Annotated in this window: 16 protein-coding genes; 12 read left to right on the top strand and 4 right to left on the bottom strand. The window is 64.3% G+C overall.

Annotated features, from left to right (window positions below):
* Positions 1 to 56 precede the first annotated feature (56 nt).
* On the bottom strand, positions 57 to 3,155 hold the full coding sequence (locus tag RB623_RS26365) for a hypothetical protein (RefSeq protein WP_308060093.1): 3,099 nt from the start codon (positions 3,153 to 3,155) through the stop codon (positions 57 to 59).
* Between the two features lie 617 nt (positions 3,156 to 3,772).
* Here RB623_RS26365 and pseF point away from each other — a divergent pair.
* The 9 genes from pseF to RB623_RS26320 all read left to right on the top strand — a co-directional run bounded on the left by pseF (position 3,773) and on the right by RB623_RS26320 (position 13,112).
* Positions 3,773 to 4,471: a pseudaminic acid cytidylyltransferase gene (gene pseF / locus RB623_RS26360; protein WP_308060092.1), complete on the top strand. Its 699-nt coding sequence runs from the start codon at positions 3,773 to 3,775 to the stop codon at positions 4,469 to 4,471.
* Positions 4,468 to 5,520, top strand: a complete 1,053-nt coding sequence (locus tag RB623_RS26355; RefSeq protein WP_308060091.1) for a hypothetical protein — start codon at positions 4,468 to 4,470, stop codon at positions 5,518 to 5,520. The genes pseF and RB623_RS26355 overlap by 4 nt, the downstream gene beginning before the upstream one ends.
* A complete protein-coding gene (locus tag RB623_RS26350) occupies positions 5,517 to 6,641 on the top strand; it encodes an ATP-grasp domain-containing protein (protein WP_308060090.1) in 1,125 nt (374 codons plus the stop codon). Before RB623_RS26355 ends, RB623_RS26350 begins: the two co-directional genes overlap by 4 nt.
* An 84-nt stretch (positions 6,642 to 6,725) precedes the next feature.
* Positions 6,726 to 7,640, top strand: a complete 915-nt coding sequence (locus tag RB623_RS26345) for an NAD(P)-dependent oxidoreductase (RefSeq protein WP_308060089.1) — start codon at positions 6,726 to 6,728, stop codon at positions 7,638 to 7,640.
* A gap of 58 nt (positions 7,641 to 7,698) precedes the next feature.
* Positions 7,699 to 8,760, top strand: coding sequence for a pseudaminic acid synthase (pseI, locus tag RB623_RS26340; RefSeq protein ID WP_308060088.1), 1,062 nt, complete (start codon positions 7,699 to 7,701; stop codon positions 8,758 to 8,760).
* 100 nt (positions 8,761 to 8,860) lie between these two features.
* Entirely contained in the window at positions 8,861 to 9,904 is a 1,044-nt protein-coding gene (locus tag RB623_RS26335) for a hypothetical protein (protein ID WP_308060087.1), read from the top strand.
* A gap of 149 nt (positions 9,905 to 10,053) precedes the next feature.
* Positions 10,054 to 11,091 carry a GSCFA domain-containing protein gene (locus RB623_RS26330; protein ID WP_308060086.1) on the top strand — a complete coding sequence of 346 codons (1,038 nt, stop codon included), beginning with the start codon at positions 10,054 to 10,056 and terminating at the stop codon, positions 11,089 to 11,091.
* Between the two features lie 18 nt (positions 11,092 to 11,109).
* Complete coding sequence (locus RB623_RS26325; RefSeq protein ID WP_308060085.1) at positions 11,110 to 12,318, top strand: phytanoyl-CoA dioxygenase family protein; 1,209 nt, start codon at positions 11,110 to 11,112, stop codon at positions 12,316 to 12,318.
* Positions 12,319 to 12,569: 251 nt separating this feature from the next.
* Positions 12,570 to 13,112: a class I SAM-dependent methyltransferase gene (locus RB623_RS26320; protein WP_308060084.1), complete on the top strand. Its 543-nt coding sequence runs from the start codon at positions 12,570 to 12,572 to the stop codon at positions 13,110 to 13,112.
* A gap of 147 nt (positions 13,113 to 13,259) precedes the next feature.
* Here the strand turns inward: RB623_RS26320 and pseB are convergent, their stop codons facing one another.
* Positions 13,260 to 14,282, bottom strand: a complete 1,023-nt coding sequence (gene pseB, locus RB623_RS26315; RefSeq protein ID WP_308060083.1) for a UDP-N-acetylglucosamine 4,6-dehydratase (inverting) — start codon at positions 14,280 to 14,282, stop codon at positions 13,260 to 13,262.
* A 377-nt stretch (positions 14,283 to 14,659) separates the two neighbouring features.
* Between pseB and pseC the strand changes: the two genes are divergently transcribed.
* Positions 14,660 to 15,853, top strand: coding sequence for a UDP-4-amino-4,6-dideoxy-N-acetyl-beta-L-altrosamine transaminase (pseC, locus tag RB623_RS26310; protein WP_308060082.1), 1,194 nt, complete (start codon positions 14,660 to 14,662; stop codon positions 15,851 to 15,853).
* 202 nt (positions 15,854 to 16,055) lie between these two features.
* Here pseC and RB623_RS26305 read toward each other — a convergent pair whose 3' ends face one another.
* The gene (locus RB623_RS26305; RefSeq protein WP_308060081.1) at positions 16,056 to 17,156 is read right to left on the bottom strand and encodes a saccharopine dehydrogenase family protein; all 1,101 of its coding nucleotides are present in this window, start codon (positions 17,154 to 17,156) and stop codon (positions 16,056 to 16,058) included.
* Positions 17,157 to 17,280: 124 nt separating this feature from the next.
* Here RB623_RS26305 and RB623_RS26300 point away from each other — a divergent pair, with 124 nt between their 5' ends.
* Both RB623_RS26300 and RB623_RS26295 read left to right on the top strand, forming a co-directional pair.
* Positions 17,281 to 17,712: an Lrp/AsnC family transcriptional regulator gene (locus tag RB623_RS26300; protein ID WP_308060080.1), complete on the top strand. Its 432-nt coding sequence runs from the start codon at positions 17,281 to 17,283 to the stop codon at positions 17,710 to 17,712.
* 62 nt (positions 17,713 to 17,774) lie between these two features.
* Complete coding sequence (locus tag RB623_RS26295) at positions 17,775 to 18,044, top strand: hypothetical protein (RefSeq protein WP_308060079.1); 270 nt, start codon at positions 17,775 to 17,777, stop codon at positions 18,042 to 18,044.
* Between the two features lie 198 nt (positions 18,045 to 18,242).
* Here RB623_RS26295 and RB623_RS26290 read toward each other — a convergent pair whose 3' ends face one another.
* Positions 18,243 to 25,013, bottom strand: a complete 6,771-nt coding sequence (locus RB623_RS26290) for an autotransporter outer membrane beta-barrel domain-containing protein (RefSeq protein ID WP_308060078.1) — start codon at positions 25,011 to 25,013, stop codon at positions 18,243 to 18,245.
* Positions 25,014 to 25,193 lie beyond the last annotated feature (180 nt).

The following is a 25,193-nucleotide window of genomic DNA, read 5'->3' as shown; positions in this document are numbered from 1 at the left end:
GGGAGCGAGCCCGACGTTTCGGCGCTTCGTGACTGCAAGCCGGAGCCCAACGTCACCTACTCTGCGGCTTTCAGGCTGGGGTCGCCGTGGCCTGTGGCCACGATCTCCTCGGCAAGCAGTTCCACGTCGCGGTCGCCCTGCGCGTCATAACGCTCGAGATCCTCGGCGAACCACCATGGCGGATAGACGATCTTGTTGGTGATCGGACGCGCGTGATAGCGGTAGTCGCGCGAAACGCCGCCGCTGCTCATGAAGGTCAGCCATGCGGCGGCGCGCTCCTGCAGGTCCGGCGCCACGGCCGCTGCTTCCTCGAAGCGCAGCAAGGCCCGGAAATGCGCCCGGTCCCTGGGCACGGCATGGCCGATCGGATAGTCGATCGGCGCGAAATGATTGCCGAGCACTGCGGGAATGCCTAGCACGCCGAGTTCGGCGGCGCTCGTGCCGTTGTATATCACGCCGAGATCGATCAGGCCTTCCAGGTCGTGCAGGTCGAACCAGCGATGGCCGAGCACGACGACATTCTCCGGCAACTCCCCTTCGATGAGGTCGACGAACCATTCCGTCAGGAACACGCCGATCTCGTTGCGAGTCTCGTGAGGATGAGGCTTGATCAGCAGCAGCGTATCGCTTCCCCGCACGCAATCGATCGCGTGGTTCAGCCAGTCCTTCAAGCTCGAATGGGCAGTCCCCCCATCGAACGGTACGCCGGAGTCGCATACGACCTTGCCGAACAGGCATGCGACCTTGCCGCCGCGCTTTCGCCAGGCAACGATCTGCTCCATGCAGGATCGCGCCTCCTGCGCGCGCTCGGTTTGTCCGGCGGTCGAGCGCCGCGTGCGCGTAATGTCCTGGACCGAACGCAGCATCTCCGGCGCGCTCGCGCGATTGTCGCGATAGAACGCCTCGAACTCTTCCGGCACGGGGAAGCTCGCGGTCCGCATTTCGGCGTGGCGGGTCAGGTTGCGCAGGGCGGTCTTGGTCGAAACGGCCGACTTGAAGTTGACGAAATAGTTCTCGTAGCCGTTGGCGGAGTGCACGCAGAAGAATTTGTCGGCGTCGCCGATTTCCTGGAGGCGAAGCCTCACCACGGCGTCGGGCAAGCGCGATTGTTGAAGCACCAGGAAACCGCAGCGCATTCCTTGACCGACGATTGCCCCGTTGGCCGCCTCCAGCACCGAACAGTAGACCTTGGTCCACCGCGCGAGACGGTCGAGGACGCCGCGCAGCGACGGGCATGTGTAGTCGACGTGGTAGCGGCGGCGGTTGATTGCGGCGTCTTCCCACAGGACATGATCGAGATTGACGCCGTTCCAGCGCAAGTGCCCGTTGACGACGTCGCCCTCGAAACCCGAAACCTCCGGAAAGTGCCCGGCGATTTTGCGATCGAGCTTTCCCTCCAGCGTCATGCAACCCAGGAAACGGTCGATTTCGGCGACGCCGGTCGGCTCCAGCGGAAGCGCGCCCTTCGTCAACGGAACGACGGCCCAGCCCCGTTTCTTCATCTCCATCAGGACGACCAGCGGAAACAGCCGCATCTGCACGATGCCGCGCGGCGCCAGGAAAATGACGCCCTGCGGCGAGCGGGGTTGCGGAACGCTGCTGTAGAGCTGTGCTGTTTCGGCCGCGAACTCCAGTTCGCCCGCACGGCGGATCTGCGACCAGTTGAAGTTGGCGTCGAGCGACCCGGGCTGCCTCAGCAAATTCGCATTCATCGTCCGGATCAGGTTCGCCGCCTCCGCGAATCGGCCTTCCTGCTGAAGCACCGCCGCATAGTGCAGCACGCCTTTCGAGATCTTGCGCCTTGCCGGAAGCCGATCATAGAGAGCATCGGCGAGATCGTAGCGCTGGACCCTGCGCGCCCACATGAAATACTCGCGAAGGTCCGCGTCGCCTTCGGGATCGCGGCGCGCGCGGGTCACCAGATCGATCGTCTCTTTGACATAGGCGTCGGAACTGTCTTCGACGAGCGCGAAACAGGCCGTCCAGATGGCAGTGGCCGCGGCCGGCTTGCCGGCCAGATAGAGCAGGGACCGCTCCAGCCGGGCGACGTCGTCGGCCCGCCGCAACTGTCGCGCGATTTGCAGGGCCTCGGAAAGCAGCTTCGCGGTGGCCCGCATCGCGGTCCAACTGGTCCGGCTGTCGATATGCGATGGATCGGCCAGCTTCGCCCATCGGGGCTTGATCTCTTCGAAACAGGCGGAGGCGAGACTGTAGGGCGCATGGTAGTCGGCGGTCCGCCGCAGGCCCTCCCGCAGCATGTCCCGCAAGGCGCCGAACTTCTCGTGCAGGCCCTCGGCATCATCGAACTCGTTCTTGCAGACCTCCAGGTAGCGGTCGTACTGCCGGCCTTGGAGCAACTGCTCGGAGAACACGAGCGGGGATTGGCCCGCCTCGCCGCGAACCGATTCCGCGGCGTCTGGCACGGCCGTATCGGCAGACGGGCCTTCCGGCTTCGCCCAGGCAGGCATGTCGCCGTTGCTGCCGTCGGACCAGGCGGCGGCGTCCCGCGAGATCGTATCGATGACTCGCCAGACCTTGTTGAGCTGGTTGTAGCGCCGCTTGTTTCTTTCGGTGAGCACTCCGGAGGTGGCGGCCTCCTGGCAACGCTGAATTGCGGCCATGACGAGATCGTGCGCCTCGGTTATGTTGCCGTTCTTCGCCAGGGACGCGGCGCGCAGATAGATTAGAAACGGACTGTTCGGATGTTTCGTCAGCACGCGTCCCGCTGCCGCCGCCAGTTCCTGGCGGCCCTTTTCCGAGGAAAGCAGCTCGAGAATCTTGAACCCCGCCGAGAGCGGAGCAGCACGGGAGATCGTCTCGAACTCGACCATCGCCGCCAGCAGTTCCGGCAAGGCGTCGCGGTCGCTGCGGGCGTGAATTGCGGTGAGGCTGGCTTTGTAGAGCTTGCGCGTGCGCGCCAACGGCAGCAGCCCGAGCGAGAAGCGGGCTGCCGACTGGACTGCGGAATGCGAAGCGGTTCGTTCGGCAAGGCCTTGGACAACACGCTCATGCATCGACCGCCAGCCGTCATAGATCGCCAGCGCGTGGTTTTCGATGCCCAGTTCGATGAGCAGCCGGTCCCTGGCCGTGACAAACCGGTAGCGCCAGTCGCGTCGCAGCTTTGCGGGTCTCGTTCTGGCGTCCGTGGCTACCATCTGGTTCCCTGCCTGGCGGTGGCAGCTTTGCTGAAGCCGCGCCGCTGGCGTGTCGCCGTTGCCCGATACGCCCTCTTATCATCGAGCAAGGTGGCTATTCGTCGCCGCACCCTCAAGCCTCATGACCTGTCATTCCACGCGGAAGCCCCGTTGCGGCCCTGGGGTCTTCCAGCGGAACGGTTTCCGGCAGTCATCCTACCCTTCCCGCGTCCCGGCGGCGACTGCTTAGTGATATCTCGCCGAAAGTCAAACAATGCTCGGTCGCGCATATGTCGAGATTGAGGTCCGGGCAGGGCGACGGCGGTATCTTTTCGAGGTCGCGCGGCCATGTGCCGGAAGTTTGTGCAATTAGACGAGCACCCGAAGCGCAGAAAAGCGCCATTTGCAGCCCGCGCCAGCCTGAATGCCTTCAGTGCTGACGCAAATACCCAAGGATTAGCCTCTGCCAACACTTCCACTTCCGCGCGATAGGGCTCCTGAGGAACTTGACGGCCCGATTGAGCGCGGACTATGACTGCCGCGCCGTCGCGGCCGGGCTTTCCGGTGCTTGCGACAGTTTGGCGACGGCGCCGCTGCCCCCGATCCGGCGGGCGTCCAGCAGGCAGGAGAAGTGGCCTTTGAGAGTTGCTGTCATTCCGGCGCGCGGCGGCAGCAAGCGGGTTCCGCGCAAGAACGTCCGTGTTTTCGCAGGCAGGCCGATGATCGCCTGGGCGATCAAGGCGGCTGCCGATTCCGGCGTGTTCGACCGCATCCTCGTCTCCACCGACGATGTCGAGATTCGCGACACGGCAGTAGCGGCCGGCGCCGAGGCGCCGTTCCTGCGCCCGGCCGAACTGTCCGACGACCATACCGGCACCCGAAAAGTCATCCAGCACGCCATTCATGAGGCGGAGCGCGCTTTCGGTCCGGTCGACGCGGCTTGCTGCATCTACGCCACCGCCGCCTTCGTCGAGCCGGACGATCTTCGCCAGGGGCTCGAACGCCTGGTTGAGGATGGCCGCCTGTTTGCCTTCTCCGCCACCGCCTATGCCTATCCGATCCAGCGCGCGTTGCGCCAAACGGCGGATGGCGGCGTCGAGATGTGCCAGCCCGAGCATCGGCTGACCCGCACCCAGGATCTGGAAGAGGTGTTTCACGATGCCGGCCAGTTCTACTGGGGCAAGCGCGACGCCTTTCTGAGCGACGAGCCGATGTTCGGTCCGCAGGCCGCGCCGGTGATGATCCCCAACTGGCGGGTCCACGACATCGACAACGAGGACGACTGGAAGCGCGCCGAGATGATGTTTTCAGCCCTCGGCAAGGGAACGGTGGCGTGACAGACGGGCCGGCGATCGTCTTCCGCTGCGAGGTGAGCCCGAAGATCGGCATGGGCCATCTGATGCGCTCGCGCACCTTCGCCGCGGTGCTGCGGGAACGAGGGCAGCGCTGCGTCATGGTCGGCCCCTCCGCCGATTATCGCAGCGGCCGGGACGAAGCGTTGTTCGACGACTGGGTGCCGGTCCTCGATTGGCAAAGCGGCGAGAGCGACGCAAAAACCTTCGCCGCCGTGGCGCGCGCGCATGGCGCGAAGCGCGCGGTGGTCGACGACTATCGCGCCGACGAAAAGTTTCAGCAGGTGCTGCGGGACGAAGGCCTGGTCTGGATGCAGCATTTCGACGCCAGCAAGGAACATCGTTTCTGGGCCGACATGATCGTCCATGGCAGCCCGTCCGAGACGGCCGAGCGCTGGGGCCCGCATCTGCTCAACAAAGATGCCGAAATGCTGTTCGGCCCCGCCTATTCGGTGCTGCGGCCGGAATTCCCGCCGCCGAACCTGCGCCCGGACGAGCGAGACGTCGAGACGATCCTCGTTTCCTTCGGCGGCGGCAACGACCAGGGCGCGGTTCTGCTCACGCTCAAGGCGCTGATCGGCCGCACCGCACCGAACATCCGCTTCGCCGTCATGTCCGGGTCACGCAATCCCAATATCCCGGCCATCCAGGATTGGATCGACGACAATGCCGCGGATCGCGTCACGCTCCATGTCGAACCGACGGACATCGCCGGGCTGTTCGCCGGTTGCGACCTTGCCATTCTCGGCGGCGGCATCAGCATCTACGAGGCGGCCGCCTGCGGACTGCCGATGCTGGTGACGGCGCTCGCCGACAACCAGCTCCGCCAATGCGATGCCTGGGAAAAGCTCGGCGCTGCGATCTTCCTCGGGCCGCTCAGGGACGTCACTCCCGACCTGCTCGCGGACCGCGCCGTGCCGCTGATTGCCGATCCGGCGCGCCGCGCCCAGATGACGCGCATCGGCAGGAATGCCGTCGACGGCCAGGGCGCCCGGCGGCTTGCCGACCATTTGCTGAAGGACCGAACGAAATGACCAATGGCACAGCCATCGTGCTCGGCGCCAATGCCGGCCAGGCCGATTTGATCCGCTATCTGAAGGAACGCAACTGGCACGTCACCGCCGTGTCCGGCCGGCAGGTCGGCGACCCCGGCGAGACGCTGGCGAATGAATTCGTCAAACTCGACATCCGCGATGTCGACGCGGTCTGCGACCTTGCCCGCAAGAAGAAGGCGGAGATCGTCTATTCGATCTCCTCCGATGTCGCCATCACCGCCGCCACCGAGGTTTCGGAGAAACTCGGCCTGCCACATTTCTTCGACAGCGGACTTGTCGACGTCTTCAACAAGAAGCCGCTGCTGCGCGAGTTCTTGAACAGCCGCGGACTCAGCCCTGTCGCCTTCGCGGAAGTCACCTCGGCCGATCAGGCCGATGACTGGGCGGTGTTCCCCTGCGTGGTCAAGCCGACCGACGCCCAGGGCCAGCGCGGCGTTCAAAAGGTGTTCGACAAGGCGCATCTGGCCGGCGCGATCGAAGAGGCGATCGCCAATTGCAGGGAACCGAAAAGCGCCATCATTGAGGCTTTTCTCGAGGGCGTGGAGATTTCCTGCAACGTGCTGGTCAGCGACGGCGAGATGGTCGTCTCCGAGCTTTCCGAGCGCCTCGTCCACACCGGCGCCAATTTCGGCATCCCGATCGGCCATCTGATCCCGATCGTCCATGTGCCGGAGCATTTCGTGGCGGAAGCCGGCAAGCTGGTCGAGGACGTGACGCGCGCGCTGGGTATCAAGAACGGCACGCTTTATTACCAGATGATCGTCACGTCCGAGGGCCCGCGCATCGTCGAGATCGCGCCGCGCCTCGACGGCTGCCACATGTGGCGGCTGATCAAGCATTCGCGCGGCATCGACTTCCTCGACGGAGCGGTGAAGCGCCTGACTGGGGCGGCGGTGCCCAGGCAGGACGGCCGCGACGAGCCGGGCGCCGTCTACGAACTGATGTTCCAGCAGATGCCGCCCGGAAAGCCGTTCGACAAGAGCCAGTTCCCGGTCCCGGCGGACGCCCTCTACCACGAATACCGCTACCAGCAGGGCCAGCCGGTCGTGCCGGTCAACGGACGGCTCGAGGTCGTCGGCTATTACGTCAGAAAACGGTAAGGGCGGTCGCAAATTCGCCCAGCTTCGGCGGTTCCTGCATCCGCCTGGGCAGCATCTGGTTTGTCTGAACGATCGGAGGCGACAATGAAGATTGCAGTGACGGGCGCGTCCGGCTTCATCGGCCGCTACCTGGTCGAGGCCCTGCTCGCCGATGGACACCAGGTGGTGGCGCTCGGCCGCGCCGGCTCCGGCAAGCCTGCCCAGGCGGGCGGCGGGCTGATCGCCGAGGAAACCGACTATTCGGAGCAAAGCCTGACCGGAATCTTCGCCGGGCTCGACGCGGTCGTCCACCTCGCCGGCCGCCGCATGACCCGCGAGGACGAGCCGAACCGGCTGGCCCCCTTCGTCGAGCCGAACGTGCTCGCCACCGAGAACCTGATGCGCGCCGCCAAGGCGGCCGGCGCGAGCAAAGTGGCGATCGCCTCCACCATCGCCGTCTATTCGGCAAGGAACGAGGCGCCCTACCGCGAGACCGAGGTGCCGCAGCCGCTCAATGCTTACGGCCTGTCGAAACTGATGGCCGAGCAATATGCCAACCTGTATGCCCCAACGGCCGGTATCGTGCTGACCAACCTGCGCTTCGCCGCCGTCTACGGCCACGGCGAGAAGGGTACGCCGGCGCTGATGCGCTTCATCAACGAGGCCACCGAAAAACGCACCCTGACGCTGCAGGGCAACCGGCTGATCAGCGTCGACCAGCTCTACGTGCGTGACGCCGTGGGAGCGATCCTCGCCGCGCTGGACGACAAGAATCCCGGCGGCACTTTCAACATCGGCTGCGGCGATGCCTACACCGTCGTCGAGATGGCCGAGACGGTGAACTCCGTCTTCGGCAACGCCGGCAATCTCGTCACCGAAAATTCGCACGAGGCGCCGGCGCGCAAGAACCGTATGGACATCTCGCATGCGGCGGCCGTTCTCGGCTGGCGGCCGCGCTATGGCCTGGCCGAGGGCCTTTCCGACTTTCTTGCGACACGCGACAAAGCCTGCGATAGGTGACGCCGACTTAACGAGCGGTCTCCTACCGCCCCAAAACCCCCGATTAGAGACAGAGATCATGGCCCGTCTGAAAGAACTTCTGTTTGCCGGCACCGAAAGGGCGAACGACCAGTCGCCCTTCATCATCGCCGAAATGTCCGGCAACCATAACGCCTCGCTCGACAAGGCGCTGGCGATCGTCGACGCCGCGGCCGCGTCGGGCGCCGATGCGCTGAAACTGCAGACCTACACGCCCGACACCATGACGCTGGACGTCAAGGAAGGCGAGTTCGTCATCAACAATCCGTCCTCGCTGTGGGCGGGCCGCGACCTCTACAATCTCTACAAGGAAGCCCACACCCCCTGGGAATGGCACAAGCCGATCTTCGATCGCGCCAAGAGCCACGGCATGCTGGCCTTCAGCTCTGCCTTCGACGACACGTCGGTCGATTTCCTCGAGACGCTTGACGTGCCCTGCTACAAGGTGGCGTCGTTCGAATGCGTCGACATCCCGCTGATCAAGAAGGTGGCGTCGACCGGCAAGCCGATGATCATCTCGACCGGCATGGCGACGATTGCCGAGATCGACGACGCGGTGACGGCGGCGCGTGGCGCCGGGTGCAAGCATCTCGTGCTGTTGAAGTGCACCAGCTCCTATCCGGCCTCGCCGGAAAACTCCAACCTGCGGACCATCCCGCACCTGGCAAAGCTGTTCGACTGCGAGGCGGGCCTGTCCGACCACACGCTGGGCATCGGCGCGGCGGTGGCGGCGACGGCGCTGGGGGCAGGGGTGATTGAAAAGCACTTCATCATGTCGCGGGCCGAAGGCGGCGTCGACTCGGCGTTCTCGCTGGAGCCGCAGGAGTTCACGGCGCTGGTCGACGGCGTGAAGGTCGCGCAGGCGGCGCTCGGCTCGATCTTCTACGGGGCGACGGAATCGGAGCAGAAGGGCCGCACGCGCCGCCGTTCGCTGTACGTGACCAAGGACATCGAGGCCGGCGGCGAAATTTCCGCCGACAACATCCGCAGCATCCGGCCGGGCCTCGGGCTGGCGCCGAAATTCTACGACACGCTGCTCGGCCGCCGCGTCTCCAAGCCGGTCAAGAAGGGCACGCCGGTGAGCTGGGATTTGTTGGGGTAAGACATGAAGTGTACCGCGCGCGACTGCAGCGGCAATGTTGCCTTAGTCCCGAAGTCAGTGCATTAAACCCCGTAAACAAGCGAATGGTAGAGCGCGATCAATGGTCAAGGAAGCTATGCTGGAAGCTAACGAAGGCAACCTCCCGTCTGTAGCGGCGCCCGTGACGCCACCGGATTCGGGCGAGCGGACGGTAAGCAAGGGCCGCACGAAGAAGAGCCAGGAGATTAGCTGGGGGAAGATCCGCCAATTGATCGAACGGTATGTGCGCGAACGCCCGCAAGACCACATTGCGACATTTCTGGCCGACCTCCGGGAGATCGATATCAGCCGCAAGGATCCGAGTGCGTTCTATCGCACCCGCGATCTGGTTCGGCCAATGGGCCAGAAGATCATGGCGGCCGTCGGTCAGGATCTTGAGGACCCATTCTACTACCCCGATGTTCGTGCCGAACGCTACACCACCTCGACGATCAGCCCGATCCGCTATCTGATGGGTTGCATAAGGAAGGACACCACCGCGATCGTTGAGTTTGGCAGCGGCTGGTCCACAAACCTGTTCCAGATATATGTCGGCCACGGCACGACGCGATCCGCGTCGATTGGTTATCATGGTGCGGAATACACAATCGAAGGACAGGAGTGCGCCAAGCGCCTCGCCCAGCACGACGGCAAGATCAACTATTTTGCGCACAGTTTCGATTATCGGAAGCCGAACATCGCCTTTCTGCGCAAGTACACCGGCCATATCCTGGTGTTCACGCGGCACTCGATCGAGCAGGTCCAGACCATCAATCCGAGTCTCTACGAGGATCTGTGCTCCCTGCGGGCGCAGGTGACGATTGTTCATATCGAACCGGTCGGATGGCAGCGCAGCCAGGAGTTGATGAGGCGGCGCGCGGACGACGACGCGGCCTTTTTCGGCGGTATCGGCGAGACCATCGACGGCGATATCGTTTCGGTCGAGAGGCAATTGGCCAACGCCGCGTGGTGGTCGTGGCGCTTGAGCTACAACACCAACCTTCTCTCGATCATCGAGGACTACTGCGGTCGGAAAAAAGGGCGTCTGGTAAAACGTGAGTATGATTTTTCCGGCGTGGGCAATATCATGAACCCTTCCTCGCTCTTCCACGTCGAGCTTTGGTAGCTCGAACGCATCGGCGGCTCTCTCGGCTTGCGCCACGTCTTGTGAAATGCCGTTGCGGCATGTTATCTGAAATCGCATCCAAGCCGCCGCCAGGAACCAGTGTCAGGACGCCCCGCGGACGAACTATCTTTCGATAGGAGTGCACTTCAATGAACGACGACCAGATCAACGCGGCGCCGGTCAAGTCGGAAGCTGTACCCGTCAATGCCCCGATCCAGAAGATTCAGGCGCGGCTGAAGCCGAATTCTCGTTGGAGTTCGCATCATCTTAACAAGCTGATGACGGTACCGATCAAGCCGATCTTCGGGCCGGACGATGTTGTGTTCACGATGGGCAGTTGCTTTGCCGAACGCATACGAATTTCGCTTACCGAGCAAAAGGTAAAGGTCGGTCCGCCGCTGCAATCCGTACCCACAGATGCCGAGCGGTACAAGATCGACAGCCTTCCGACCCGTCCCCACATGAACTACTACAATTCCTTCACGATCCGACAGGAATTCGAGCGCCACATCGGCGAATGGCGCCAAGACGAGAACGATTACTGGACTCTTCCCAAGGATCATCTCTGGCAATCCGGAGGGCCGATCTACCAGGATCCTTATCGGCGCGCGGTTTTCGGCCGCACGCCTGCGCATTTGCGGCGCGCCGTGTCCCTGATCGACAATGCGATCGACGAGGGAATTGGCGAAGCGTCAGTCTTCTTCATCACGCTCGGAATGGCCGAGGTGTTCCGAAACAAGCGCTCCGGCCTGATCGCGTGCCAGAAGCCGGGCTATGCCGGCGGGGCTGGAGAAGACGAGACAGAATTCCACATGTCGTCCTATGAAGAGAATTTGGACAACATGAGCAAGGTCGTTGAAATCATCAGTCGGGTCCGCCCGGGTGTGCGTATTGTTGTGACCGTTTCCCCGGTCGGGCTGTCAAGGACATTCGGCAATCAGGATATTCTGGTCGCGAATACCGAAGGCAAGAGCATACTGCGCGGGGCTCTTGGGGCACTTGAAAGAAAGTACGCAAACGTGACGTATTTCCCGTCCTATGAGATTGTCATGGCGAATTCACCAGTCAGCTTTAGGGAAGATGACGGTCGGCATGTCGCGAACTGGGTAGTATCCCGGATCGTCTCGACTTTCCGCGCCGCGCATTTCGACGAGAGCTTTGGCGCCATCAAAACCGCAGCCGAGTAAGTTCAAGGAACACAGCCTATGAATGCATTCCCTGATCGCATCTTGATCGATGCGCGCAATGACTCCATCCAGTTGGAGCAGATTGCCGTGGACGATCTGAACGAAAACCTCGACCGCTACCTGGAACCGAACTGGCGGGCGCACCGCGTCCTCAAGGGTTACCAGGACTTTGTACGCCGGGGTGGTCAGAACGACGAGGAAACCTACCTTCAAATGCGGGCAGCTTTTTCCGAAACGCGCGGCAGGAGCAACAAGATATTCAGCGACGTGCTCGCCTCGCATACGCGCAAAACCAACTATGACCTCTCGAAGTCCATGTTTTCGGGCTATGTGACGGGCGGCAAGTCCGATCGCGCTGAAACGACAGTCTCCATGGTGAATGGCGAGGATGGCGAGGATCCGAATGCCGATCTGTGGGCAAAGGTCGTTCACGGCGCAGCCCGTCATCTCGGTATGCACGGATATTGGGTTTCGAAATTTCCTGCCCCGGACGCTCTTGTCCAGAGCCTGAAAAAGAAGACGCTGGCGCGACTGGAAGGCGATCACGGCGCCAAGATCGAGGCCATGATCAAAGGCCGGGACGACGCTCCCGGTTTGATCAAGGGCGATGCTAGGTGGCTGACCACATTCGAGGAAATGTACGAGCTTTCCGCCGACCCGCTGCTGCTGTCTATCGTCCAGGCCTATATGGGCCTGCCGCCGATCTTCAACACGCCGGTCGCCTTCATCAGTTCGTCGGCAAAGCCGAAGAATGCCCGCGAGCTGTCCGATAACGCACAGCTCTATCATCACGACATGCACAGGCTCGGCTTCGTCAAGGTCTTCATCTATCTTACGGACGTTGACGACAGATCCGGTCCGCACACGCTAGTGCGCGGCACCCATCGAAACCGACCCGACCCGCTCTGGAGCGACGGCCGCCATGATGACGCAGCCATAGCGAAAGCCGGGCTGACGAAGGACGAGGTGCGCATCACCGGCAAGGCGGGAACCGTGTTCCTTGTCGATACCAGCGCACTGCACAAGGGTCTCCGACCCGAGGCCGGCCATCGGATCATGGCGCAGGTCCAATATGTCAATTCGCTGTTCGGACGGCCACTTGCGGCAGCCGACCACAAGGTCGAGACTGCGCAGACCTCGAAGCGGGAGGATATACAGGAGGCCGCGGCGCTGGTGCGCAAGTACTCTGCGCTGGCGGGCGTCCGCTTCATGCAGAACATGATCTGAGGGGCAAGAAGCCGAAGTCGTCCTCGGTCGGTGGGTAGATCGTGGACGATTACTTGGGGGTGGTATGTCGTTGGAGGATGACCTCAGGAAATACGACGACTTGTATCGAAGCTGGACGGAAAAGCGCGGCGGGGAAGTTCTCTGAATTTTCGGCCTCGCGTGCTGCGGCTGCGATCCGAAACGGCGTCCCACACCAGGCTCTCGGGCCAAGGCTTCTGCGAGACGTCGACTGGTGGGAAGATGGTAGACCTATGGCCATGGAGATTCGCCAGCAGTTCCCCATCAGCGAGACGGCGAAAGTGTGCGACTATGGATGTGGGAGCCTGCGCATCGGTGCGCACTTCATTACGTCTCAGGCCCCGGGAAGCTATTTCGGGATAGATGTCTCTGAGGATTTCATCGCATACGGAAAGGAATTGCTCGGCGAGCAATTGTTGCTTGCCAAGCGGCCGCGCTTAGGCAAGATTTCGACTGAACTGGATGAGGTTGCGGCGGCCGGGGTCGATCTTCTGTTTTCGACCGACGTCGCCAGTCACGTCCATCCTGATGAGAAGCCGGAATACTTCGACAACATCAAGAAGATTGTGCACCGAACGGGTTCTGCTGCTGTGATCTTGGCGATCACGGCCGAACGTACGGTACGATACCAAAGGTCCGGTTGGGCTTGGCCGCTCGGCTACTATGAAGAAAGTATGCGGCCACTGTCGTTGACGAAGGACCGCTTTCGGAAAACGATTGTCCGAAATGGATACAAGCTAAATAGCATCATGCTGACGTTTCAGCGCGAAGCTTAAATGTATGGCGTGGCACGCCCACCAGAAGCAAGGCGTGGGGATACCATTCACGCAAAACGGCGAGCGGGTTGATTTGTGGGGCTGCGTACGCTGCGGACCCGACATAGCCGGGTCGCGCCTTTCGTCGATGATTGACTTTGAAAAGAATCAATACCCGGCTTCGGCGAGCAGCTTGCGCAGGCCGTTGTCGTCGAGCACGTCGGGGTTGGTGTCGCTGGAGTAGGTGAAGCGGTCCGGCACCGAGGTCGCGCCCAGCGTTTCCTTCAGAGACTTGCGGGCGAAATCGTCGAAGGCCGGCTCGATCGCGTAGCGGCTGCCGAGATCGACGGTGATATAGGCATCGTCGACCGAGATCATCACTTCGTGCAGCTTCTCGCCCGGGCGGATGCCGACCGTGTGGGTCTTGCAGTTCGGCGCGATCACGTTGGCAAGCTGCATGATGTTCACGCTGGGGATCTTCGGCACGAAGATTTCGCCGCCCTGCATGATCGGGAAGCTGGACAGCACGAAGTCGACGCCCTGTTCCAGCGTGATCCAGAAGCGGGTCATGCGCTCGTCGGTGATCGGGATGTCGGCGTTCTGCTTGGCGAGCGCGGCGAAGAACGGCACGACCGAGCCGCGCGAGCCGATGACGTTGCCGTAGCGCACGACGGCAAAGCGGGTCTTGCGGTTGCGGCCGACCAGGTTGTTGGCGGCCACGAACGACTTGTCCGAGGCCAGCTTGGTGGCGCCGTAGAGGTTGATCGGATTGCACGCCTTGTCGGTGGAGAGCGCGACGACCTTTTCGATGTCGTTATCGAGGGCGGCGGCGATCACGTTCTCGGCGCCCATGATGTTGGTCTTGATGCATTCCATCGGGTTGTATTCGGCGGCCGGCACCTGCTTCAGCGCGGCTGCGTGGACGACGTAGTCCATGTTGCGCATGGCCATGCGCAGGCGGTCCTGGTCACGCACGTCCCCGATGAAGAAACGCAGCGCATGCAGCTTGTCGGCGGAGAACTTCTGGCGCAACTGCTGCTGCATTTCGTACTGCTTCAGCTCGTCGCGCGAATAGACGACGATGCGGTCTGGGGTGCTGGTCGAAAGCACGCGGTTGATGAAGGCTTTGCCGAAAGAGCCGGTGCCTCCGGTCACGAGGATGTTCCGGCTGTTCAGGTCGATTAGTTGCATTCTCTATCTCGCTGGTTCGGCAGACGGCAGTGTTTTCACTGTCCCTCCGCTCGGATTTTGCACTTTGAGTTAGGGTGCCCCAAACCCCTGAAAGATGGATGCGCCGTTCAACAGTGACCGGCGTCCAAAGTCAATATGCTGCGTTGCAGAAGATGAAAGTCGAAAACCCGACCCTGCGCTACGGCCTGTTCCGTTGTTTGAGCGGCCCATCGGCGCTTGACGCACGCCGATAGTGTGGCAATAGTCCGCGCGCTTTCAGGGCGTGCCACAATTCCGGCCAAACGCTCGTCTCCTTGTCGGATCGGTCGAGGCGAATCCTCTCGACATTTATGAAGCCAACAAAACAGTTTGCCCCAACTATGGCGGAGTCTTTTCGAATGTTACCTTATGGCCGGCAGTCCATCAGCGAGGACGACATCCAGGCGGTCGTCAATGTCCTCCGCGGCGATTTCCTAACCACCGGCCCGGCAGTCGGCATATTCGAGGAGGCGCTTGCGAAGTTCATCGGCGTCAAGCACGCCGTCGCCTGCGCCAACGGCACGGCTGCGCTGCATCTGGCCAGTCTGGCACTCGGCCTGAAGCCGGGCGACCAGGTAATCGTGCCGTCGATCTCCTTCGTCGCCACCGCCAACGGACCGCGTTACGTCGGCGCCGAAATCATCTTCGCCGATGTCGATCCCGACACCGCGCTGATCACGCCGGCCGCGCTCGAGGCTGCGATCGCCCGCGCCGACCCGAAGCGGCTCAAGGCGGTATTCGTCGTCCATATGGGCGGGCATCCGGTTCCCATGGCCGAAATCGCCGCGATCGCCCGCGCCCGCGGGCTGAAGATCGTCGAGGACGCCTGCCATGCGCTCGGCACCGAATCGAGCGAGAGCGAGCCCTGGAGCGTCGGCGACTGCACCTATTCCGATCTGGCGGTCTTCTCCTTCCATCCAGTCAAGACCATCACCACCGGCGAAGGCGGCGCCATCACCACCAATGACGACAGGATGGCCCGCCAGATGCGGCTGGAGCGCAACCATGGCCTCGAGCGTGAGCGCGAGGGCTTTGGCAATGCCGCGCTTGCCTTCGACGCCGACGGCGCCACCAACCCCTGGTATCACGAACTGCGCACGCTCGGCCTCAACTACCGACTGACCGATTTTCAGGCCGCGCTCGGCCTGTCGCAGCTCGGCCGCTTGCCGGAATTCCTCGAACGCCGGCGGGCGCTGACGGCCCGCTATCGCGAGCAGTTCGCCAAACTGAACAGCGACACGCTGCGCCTGGTTGAGGCGCCGAAGGGCAGCAATTCCGCGCTGCACCTGATGGTGGCGCTGGTCGATTTCGACGGCATAGGCATCAGCCGCGCGAAATTCATGAACAGGCTGCGGGAGCGGGGCGTCGGCACGCAGGTGCACTATATCCCCATCCATCGCCAGCCCTACTATGTGGAGGCGTCGGCCTCACCGGACCTTCCCGGCGCCGACGGTTATTATGCGCGTTGCCTGTCGCTGCCGCTTTATCCCGACATGACCGAGGCTGACGTCGACAAGGTGGTGGAGACGCTGCAGGCCGTCGCCGCGGGGTGATTCGCGGAGCAGGCCCCTGCTACACGCTCCCGCGGGCGATCCGCTGCCGCCCGTTCGTTCAGGGAATTGCTGACGAAGGATCGATTCCCCGCGCTGGCGGCCCTTCCGAAATTATTTCGCCCTCCACCGTGCGGTGCACGGTGGAGGGCGTCCCCCCTTCTTGAGGCTTATTCTCGAACCGGGAAACGAGCGTCCGGGCTGTTCACCCGGCGGCCTTCATCCGCGGCTGCATCGCGTAGTAGCGGCCAAAACGGTTGGCGAGGAAACGGTCCAGCAAGATCTCCTCCTGCCGGACAAAACCCTTGGCGGGCAGCGTGCCGTCCGCCAGCATGTCGAGCACGGCGCAGATGCTGCCGGCCGTGGTGATCTGGATGGCGCTGAGAAGTTTTCCGCCCACGACCTCGCTGTAGATCTTGTTGGCATAGGTGTCCTGCGTAAGCCGTCCGTCCTTGTGGCCGGTGACGGTGACGAAGACGACGACAACGTCCTGGCTGGTGGTCGGCAGCGCCTTTTCCAGGATGTCCTTCAGCACGTCGCGGCGGTGGCGCAGGTCGAGGTCGTTGAGCAGCGCCTTCATGATCGTCGCATGGCCGGGATAGCGGATGGTGCGGTAGTTCAGCGTGCGCACCTTGCCTTCGAACGTCTCGCACAGCGTGCCGAGCCCGCCCGAGGTGTTGAACGCCTCGTAGGTGACGCCGTCCAGCGCGAACTCCTCCAGTTCCTCCAGCGCCGGCACCTTGGTCAGGTAGCCCTCGACGATCGCCTCGCAGGGCTCGATATATTCGTTGATGACCCCGTCGGTGCTCCAGGTGAGATTGTAGTTCAGCGCGTTGGACGGATATTGCGGCAGCGCGCCGACCCGCATGCGAACCGTGTCCAGCGTGTCGAAGCGATCCGCCAGATCCTTGGCGACGATCGAGATGAAGCCCGGCGCCAGGCCGCATTGCGGAATGAAGGCGGTTTTTGCGTTGGCCGCGATTTCCTTGACGCGCCTGGTCGATTCGACGTCCTCGGTGAGATCGAGATAGTGGATGCCGGCCGCGGCGGCGGCTTCGGCGATCTTGGTCGTCAGATGGAACGGCGCGGCGCTGAGCACCGCGAATTTTCCGGCCATCAGGGCTTGCAGCGCGGCCTTGTCGCCGATGTCCAGCACAGTCGGCGTGATCGCCTGGTGCCGGTCGACACGGTCGAGCTGCTCCCGCTGCTGATCGACGATGGTGACGGAATAGTCGCCGGAACCGGCAAGCAGATGGGCGATGGTCGAGCCGATCTTGCCGGCCCCGATTACGATAACGTCCTTCATGTCTGCCCCGCGAGCTGCTTGTCCTGAGAAACGGCAGTGTCGCCCACAGCCATGCCGGATGTAAGCGCCAAGCTGATCGGATCGCCGTATCTTTTCGAGCAATTCGACGGTAGAATTGAACGAAATGACGACGAGCGAAAAAGACCGCCAGTTGCTGGCATTGCTCAGCGAGAATGCCCGCGCCTCCACCTCCGAGCTGGCGCGGCGCCTCGGCCTGTCGCGCACCACCGTGCAGGCCCGGATCGAAAGGCTGGAGCGGGAAGGGGTGATCGTCGGCTACGGCGTCAGGCTGTCCGACGAGTTCGAGCGCAACATCGTCAGAGCGCATGTGCTGGTCACCGTCGGGCCGAAGGCTCTGCCCCGCGTCACCGCCGAGCTGGCGTCCATCCCGGAGGTGAAAACCCTGCATTCGGTGAGCGGCAGTTTTGATCTGATCGCCATCGTCGCCGCGCAGTCGATCAGCGAACTCGATCACCTCATCGACCGAATCGGCGAAGTCGAGGGCGTCGAGCGCACGCTGTCGTCGATCATCCTGTCGACGCGCATAAGCAGGTAGCCGCGCCTATCGCAGGGAACCGCGCCCGCCCGCATTGCGTTTGGACGGGTGCGAGCTTGGCCATGCATACGCTTCAGGAAATCCGCGACATGATCCAGAGAGGCGGTCCGGCCTCGTGCGGGGAGGCTCAGGAACTCGCGGCCGAAGTGACGCAGATCGCTTCATCGCCGGTGGCGTTCGAGGCGTCTCTCACGGATGCATTGATGGAGATCGTCCTCAACCATGAACTGTGCCGCGAAACCTACGAGGCGCGGGCCCACGCACTGGCGATTGTAGACGAACTGGCGCGCGCGATGTCCTGTCCGTCGTCATTGGCTGTCCGAATGCGCTGATCTTGAGACGCCGGATTCAATTCCGCGAACGCGTGGCGCGTGAAAGCGCTGTGGGCGAAAACGTCGACGCTGCCTGCAAAAACCGGTCCAGCGTCAAGCCCGTCACGCTGTCCTGGGCGCGGACGCCACGCAAGCCGCTGGTATTCCAGCATCTTCCCGACTTCACGGGAGAAGGCGGAGCGCCGTTCCGGCTTGCGATCAGAACGGCACGTTGATCCGCAACATCCCGGAATTGCTCGATGTTTCGTCTGAGAATGCGCCAGCGTACTGAAGCTCGATGTCCATGCCGCCGACCTTCGACAGATGCAGCCCGGCACCGACCTTGAACAGCACGTCGTCCATCGGCAGCGACGCCTCAAACATGCCGACGCCCGCGGGCGCGCCGCTGAGGCGAGCATCCGCCGTCCATTCGTCGGCGGTCGAGAGGCTGGCGCCGGCATAGGCATAGGGCCGCAGCATGTAGTCCGCGCCGAGCGCCACCGACCCGCCGATCTCGATCATCGGCGAGGCGACGAAGGCGAACTGGTCGCTGCCCTCGACCCTAAGCCCGGCCACCCCGGCCCCGCTTTCGGTGTAACCCGACATGCGGGTGTAGACCGCGTCGAGGTCGAGATAGGGTTTTATGTAATAGTCCGTGTTCGCAAAGGTGCGGGCGACGCGGAAGCGCAGCGCGCCGCCATAGACGTCGGGCGAGCTTTCGGCCGCGCCGGCCGCGCCCGGAATGCCACCCCGCTGCATGTCGTAGCTGCCGTAGCTGCCGCTGATGACGCCGGCGAACAGCCAGGGACCGACCTCGCGCTTCAGCGCGGCACCGAGGAAGCCGGCGTCGCCGGAGCCGCTGACCAGGCCGTCGTCGCCATCGATCTTGCTGTGCTGGTAGGCGCCGGACAGGCCGAGGAACCAGCCGGGGGCGAGATCGACCTGCGTGCCCATGCGGTAGGTGATGGCGTCGTCGCTGTAGCCCGACGAGCCGTTCTGGTCGAAGCTGCCGCCGCTGATGTCGGCCCAGACGCAGCTTGTCTCGCCGAGCATCAGGCCGCCGGCCGAGGTTTTCGGGCAGCTCATCAGCGAATCGTTGAAGCCGATGATCGTCCGCTGGAAGCGCGCGGCCGGCGCGAGGCTCACGCCCGGCAGCAGGCCGGCCAGCATGGAGACGTAGGCGTCGTCTCCTTGCTCGGCGCCATCATAGAGCGTTGCGAACAGGCTGCCGAAATCGTCATTGCCGTCGGCATCCCAGATCTCCTGAAGATGGTCGGCGATCTCGTCAGTGCTCCTGTCCAAACCCACCCGGTCGAAATCCGCCGAGGTGGAGAGGCTGTAATCCTGCCCCGACTTTGAGATGCCGATGTCGAAGGCGAGGTTGGCTGAAGTCTCCAGCGCCCCCGTGGCCGCGCCCTCGATGCTGAGGAACACGAGTTCACGGCGGGGCAGCAGGCTTGTCGCGTTGATGTCGAGCGTGCCGCCGAGCGCGGCGTCGCCGCGCACCGTCAGCCGGTCCGACTTGCCCGACGCCATGTCGAGGTCGAGCGACAGCGTGCCGTCCGCGGACTGGGCAAAATTGCCGGTGATCTCGGTGCTGTCGGTCTTGCCGCCATGGCCGACGACCAGAGTGCCACCGTTGACGACATTGGCCTCGTAGAGCGAGGCGCCGACCAGCGTGCCGCCGGACGGGGCGGTCGCGGCAGCCGATGCCCCGGCGTCGGAAGCCTTGGTCGCGGCGGGATTGATCGTGCCCTGGTTGTTGATGGTGCCGGCGGAACTGCTGTCGGTGTTGTTCAGCAGAATGTCGCCGGTGATGGTGCCTGAGTTGTTGACGGTCAGCAGGCTGCCGTAGGAGGTCGACGCATCGCCGTCAAAGCGGATCGCGGTGCCAGAGGCTGCCGAGACGCTGCCCCCGGTGTTCACCGTCAGCACGTTGTTCTTGCCGGCCGCGATCCAGATGCCGGCACCGAAGTCGCCGCTGCCGCCGGCTACCGCGCCATTGACGTCCACGGTCACCGCTTGCTGGTCCAACGTGCCCTGGCTCTGCGCGAAGATTCCGACCGAGCCCGCGCCGGTTGCATTGATCATGCCGGTCTGGCTTACGGTCACCGTGCTGCCCGTTCCGTCAGCGTTTGACGACGTGTTGCCGGCGAAGCCTCCCGACTGGTCGCCGCCGAAGCCGCCGCCGCCGCCGATCGATTGCGCCAATATGCCGAAGGCGTTGGCACCACTGGTGGTGATGTTGGCGTCGACCGTAACGTCAACCAAGTTACCATTGCCCGAGTTACCGCCGGGCGCATTCAGGATCGGCGACGTCGAGAGAATGCCGCCCGAAGCGTCGCCGCCGATGCCACCGCCGCCGCCGATGGACTGCGCGACAATCGCATGGGCGCCGGCGCCCCGCGTGTTCATGGAACTGCCGGCGGCAATGTCCAGCGACACCGAACTTCCGTTGCCGGAGACACCGCCCTGGCCGCCAAGCACCACGCTGGCGAGGTTGTCGGCCGAACCCGCGCCGCCGATGCCGCCGCCGCCGCCGATCGACTGGGCAAGGATGCCATAGGCCCGGTCGCCATAGGTATTCATGCTGGTGCCGGTGCTCAGGCCGATGGTGCCGCCGTTGCCCGATACGCCGCCCTGGCCGCCGACGACCACGGCGATGTCGTAGCTGTCGACTTCCGCCTGTCCACTGCTGTTGCCGGCGCCGCCGATGCCGCCGCCGCCGCCGATCGACTGGGCGAGAATGCCGATCGAGTCGTCGCCGAGCGTCTGCGCGGTGAGCCAGCTCGCCGTCTTGACATTGATCGTGCCGCCGTCGCCGGCCGTTCCCCCCGTGCCGCCGGCCGAGCCTCCGACGGTAATGGTGCCGCTGGACTTGTCGGATCCGTCGCCCCCGGTACCGCCGCCGCCGCCGATAGACTGCAGAACGACGGCGTTGGCCGAATAACCCGCGGTGTTGATGTGATTGTCGTCGTCGCCGTCGAAGTTCGCGTCGATCTCCCCGCCATTGCCGCCGGTGCCGCCCTTACCGCCGACGCTGACCGCAATGCTGGCGGTGACCTTGCTGCCGGATGCCGTGGACGAGCCCCCGGCACCGCCGCCGCCGCCGATGGACTGCGCCACGATGCCGTCGGCCCAGTCGCCGCTGGTGTCGATCTGGCCGATATGATCGAGGTTGATCGCGCCGCCATGACCGCCAGTGCCGCCCTTGCCGCCGACATCGACGGTAAGCGTATAGGCGCCACCGTCGCCGAGCCGGTTCTTGTTGTCCTCGAACAGACCGATGCGGTCGAGGATGGCATGGGACGAGGCGTCCGCGCCGAGCGAGCCGCCAAGCCCGCCGCCGCCGCCGATCGCCTGAAGGAGCACGCCGTCGGCATCGCCGCCGGTGGTGGCGATGGTTCCGGCGGTGGTCGCGGTCACGCCGCCGCTGTCGCCGCCCGAACCGCCGGTCATGCCGACGCCGACGGTGAGCCGGCCGTCATAACCGTCGACGCCGGCCGCCAGATAAAGCGTGCCACCCTGCGATGCGCCGCCGCCGCCGCCGATCGACTGCGCGACGATGCCGCGCGAGCCGGAGCCGTAGGTCTGGATCGCGTGGCCGCGGTTCTGGGTGACGGTGACCAGTTCGGACGAACCGCCCGCTCCACCGACGCCGCCGAGGCCGATCGACGCCTTGATGCTGACGACGCCGCCCTGCGAATAGACGTCGCTGCTGCCGATGCCGGCATTGCCGCCACCGCCGCCGATCGACTGCGCCACCACGCCGTTGGCGTAGTCGCCATAGGTGCGGATGGCCGAGGGCGGCGCCTCCAGCGAGGGCGGAGAACTGACCGCCGTGCCGTTTGGATCGCCGAGCGTCACGTCGACCAGGCCGCCCCAGCCTCCGTTCGAGCTGGAGAATTCGTAGCCCGGCATCAGATTGCCGACGCCGCCGCCCAGCGAGACACCGGCGGTCAGTTCGACCGTATCCTTGTCGCCGAGCGTGGTTGACAGGACGGAGGAATCGCCGCCATTGCCGCCGCCTCCGCCGATCGCCTGGGCCACGACGGCATGGGAGCCGTCGCCCAGCGTGGTGACGGACGTGCCGTCGGTCAACGACACGGACACCGTACACGGATCGTTGGAATTGGTCGTTTGGCAACCGTCGCCGCCATTGCCGCCATTGCCGCCCACCGCTGCCTGGTAGTTGAAGGCCACCGGCACGCCGGTCCCGGTCGGGGCCGCGAGAACAAAATCCTTGGCGCTGGTGCTGCCGCCATTGCCGCCGCCCCCGCCGATCGACTGCGCCAGGATGCCGAAGGAATCGTTCGGCGCGAAGGTCGCGGGGTCGCTGCCGTCCGGCGCCCCGGTGATTACCGTCGCGTTGGCGAGATCCACCATCACCGCGCTGCTGTAGCCGCCGCCGCCACCACCGCCGCCGACGATCAGCGCCGCGTTGAAACCGATCGTGGCGTCGAAGTAGGACGCGTCGCCGCCATTGCCGCCGCCGCCGCCGATCGACTGCGCAAGCACGCCGATGGCGTGGGCGCCGCTGGTGCTCAGTTGCAGATCGTTCTGCCTTATGGTTGCACTCTCGCCAATGCCGCCGCCGCCGCCATTGCCGCCGACCTGCAGCGCCAGGAACGAGGCCAGGCTGTAATTCTGGACGCTGCCGCCATTGCCGCCGCCGCCGCCGACCGATTGCGCCGCCAGGCCGGTGGCATAGTCGCCATGCGTGACGATCGTTGCGGCTGCGCCAGCCGGTCCGCCGCTGTCGCTGCAACTGACGCCGGTGTTGTCGATGCAGACGTTGCCGCCATTGCCGCCGCCGGCCGCGCTGCCGCCGATGCCGATCGACGCGATGGTCGAGATGGTCAGGACGTCGCCGCCATTGCCGCCACCGCCGCCCACCGACTGGGCAAGCACGCCGTAAGCGTAATCTCCGGCAGTCTCGATGGCGCCGAGGTTGGTAATGTTCACGCTCGAGCCGTCGCCGCCGGCGGAGCCCTTGCCGCCAACGCCGGCGATGCCTTCGCTGTCGCCGCCGCTGCCGCCGCCGCCGCCGACCGACTGCGCCACCAGGCCGATCGCCGCGTCGCCGGAAGTCAGGATGGTGCCGGTGTTGGAGGCCATGATCTCGCCGCCATTGGATTTGGTGGAACCCGCTGCGTCGCCGCCGACGCTCATCAGGCCGCTGGCCGATCCCGCCGCGCCGCCGCCGCCGCCGATTGACTGGATGACGATGCCATGGGCGCTGTAGCCATCGGTGGTGATGTCGCCGCTGTTGCGGACAATCGCTTCGCCGGCCGTGCCGCCGCCGGCGCCATCGCCGCCGAGAGCGACCACGCCGCCGGTTTCGACCCCGCCGGCGCCGCCGCTGCCGGCGATCGACTGCGCCAGCACGCCATAGGCATGATCGCCGGAAGTCGTGATGGCGCCGGCGCTGGTCACGGTCGCGGTCCCGGCATTGCCGCCATTGCCGCCATTGCCGGCCTGGCCGCCCAGCACGCTGGTGAAGTCGCTGCCGGTGCCGCCGCCGCCGCCGACCGAATGCGCGGCGATACCGGCGGAATAGTCACCGCTCGTGGTGATGATGGTGCCGGCGTCGGTCGTAACCGTCACTGCGCCGGCATTGCCACCAAAACCGCCACCACCGCCTTGGCCTGCCAATGCCGTCGAATCGCCGCCATCGCCGCCCTGGCCACCCAGACTCTGGGTCAATATGCCGTAGAGATTGTCGCCGTTGGTCGTGATGCGACCGTTGGGGCCCTGCAATGTGACCGTGGCCGAGTTGCCGGATCCGCCATTGCCTCCCGATTCATCTTTGGAAGGGCCGGTTCCGCCCTGTTCGCCCACACTCCTCGCGGCAATGGCGGCGCCTTCGCCCGTAAAATCGCCGCTGACGTCAAGCAGGATACCGCCGGTCGACGTGACGGTCACCGTCGAAGCATCTCCGCCTCGTCCGCCGTCATCACTATTGTCCGTGGAACCCGTGCCGATGCCGCCTATGCTTCGCGCATGAATTCCAAAAATCTCGCCGCCACCCTGCGTGGTGTTGTTCCAGACATTGTTGATCTGGCCATCATGCTGGACGGTCACCGAACCGCCGTTGCCAGCGCCGCCATTGTGGACCCCGCCGCCGCCGCCGCCCGAATCGGCATAGATGCCGGCGCCCGAGGCAATGCCCTGCATGCGGCTCGATGTACTGCCGATGTTGATCGTGCCCGAGTTCGACACGAAAACGGAGCCCGCCGACCCGCCATCTCCGCCTATCTGATCACCAAGGCCGGACGTACTGTTGTTCTGCTCTCCGCCGGTGCCGCCACCGCTCACCGCGAGGATGCCGTACATGCCTCCGCTCAGCGGCGTAACCGTCCCGTCGATGGTCAAGGTCCCGTAGTTGGTGACGTTTATCGCGCTGCCCGCGCCGCCGTCCCCGCCATCCGAATCGTTGTTGTCGTTGTCGGAATCGCCATTGCCGCCCCACGAGTAGGCGGAGATCAGGCTGCCGAGATAGCCCGAGTTTCCCGTGCCGCTGACGGTGACGCTGTTATGGCTGGTGAGCCCTATGCCGCCGCCGCCGCCCGCATTGCCCTCGTCGACCCCATCGCCGCCGCGCGTGTAGGTCATGATGACGCCGCCCACGGCGCCCGACGGCAAGCCGTAAGGGGGAACGCCGGCATCGGTCGCGTAGGTTCCCTCGGTGGTGATCGTTATGCTGTCGCCCCGGGCGCCATCCTTCTCGTCCTTGCTGTCGGTACCCGCGGCGCCATTGCAGATGGACCATGAATATCCGTAGTCGCCCGCGGAAAGGTCCTGGTTCGAGGCGCCGTTGCAGCTTGCCTGCGCCTGGCCGGCCATGGCCGCACCGCAAAGGCCGAGGGCCGATACGATCACGAGGTGCAATGCATTCCGGCTGTGGGGGTTTTTCGCCTGGCCGCTGCCTAGCCGCGAGGCAAGCCGCCGCAACGAACCCGCTCCCAGCGGGCCGATCCCGTTAGCCATGTCCGCCTCTCCTCGCCTCGAATCCGCACACACGGCAACGCCGCGTATGCTATTACGTGTGTGCCGCCGCGGAAAGCACGCGATACTCGACGAAACCGCCGATTCGGTCGATGAAACGGAGCTGTTTAGTGAACAAACCGATAACGGGCGAGACAGGGTATTGACGAGACCGGCGACCGC

The organism is Mesorhizobium sp. LHD-90 (assembly GCF_030929505.1).
GTDB lineage: Bacteria > Pseudomonadota > Alphaproteobacteria > Rhizobiales > Rhizobiaceae > Kumtagia.
Note: the sequence above shows the minus strand (reverse complement) of the source record. Positions and strands in the feature narration are given on the sequence as shown.

Bases quoted from the DNA above. Each gene is read 5' to 3' on its own strand.
- RB623_RS26365 (WP_308060093.1), bottom strand. From the start codon at position 3,155: ATGGTAGCCACGGACGCCAGAACGAGACCCGCAAAGCTGCGACGCGAC.
- RB623_RS26350 (WP_308060090.1), top strand. From the start codon at position 5,517: ATGACCAATGGCACAGCCATCGTGCTCGGCGCCAATGCCGGCCAGGCC.
- RB623_RS26345 (WP_308060089.1), top strand. From the start codon at position 6,726: ATGAAGATTGCAGTGACGGGCGCGTCCGGCTTCATCGGCCGCTACCTG.
- pseI (WP_308060088.1), top strand. From the start codon at position 7,699: ATGGCCCGTCTGAAAGAACTTCTGTTTGCCGGCACCGAAAGGGCGAAC.
- RB623_RS26335 (WP_308060087.1), top strand. From the start codon at position 8,861: ATGGTCAAGGAAGCTATGCTGGAAGCTAACGAAGGCAACCTCCCGTCT.
- RB623_RS26330 (WP_308060086.1), top strand. From the start codon at position 10,054: ATGAACGACGACCAGATCAACGCGGCGCCGGTCAAGTCGGAAGCTGTA.
- RB623_RS26325 (WP_308060085.1), top strand. From the start codon at position 11,110: ATGAATGCATTCCCTGATCGCATCTTGATCGATGCGCGCAATGACTCC.
- RB623_RS26320 (WP_308060084.1), top strand. From the start codon at position 12,570: ATGGCCATGGAGATTCGCCAGCAGTTCCCCATCAGCGAGACGGCGAAA.
- pseB (WP_308060083.1), bottom strand. From the start codon at position 14,282: ATGCAACTAATCGACCTGAACAGCCGGAACATCCTCGTGACCGGAGGC.
- pseC (WP_308060082.1), top strand. From the start codon at position 14,660: ATGTTACCTTATGGCCGGCAGTCCATCAGCGAGGACGACATCCAGGCG.
- RB623_RS26305 (WP_308060081.1), bottom strand. From the start codon at position 17,156: ATGAAGGACGTTATCGTAATCGGGGCCGGCAAGATCGGCTCGACCATC.
- RB623_RS26300 (WP_308060080.1), top strand. From the start codon at position 17,281: ATGACGACGAGCGAAAAAGACCGCCAGTTGCTGGCATTGCTCAGCGAG.
- RB623_RS26295 (WP_308060079.1), top strand. From the start codon at position 17,775: ATGCATACGCTTCAGGAAATCCGCGACATGATCCAGAGAGGCGGTCCG.
- RB623_RS26290 (WP_308060078.1), bottom strand. From the start codon at position 25,013: ATGGCTAACGGGATCGGCCCGCTGGGAGCGGGTTCGTTGCGGCGGCTT.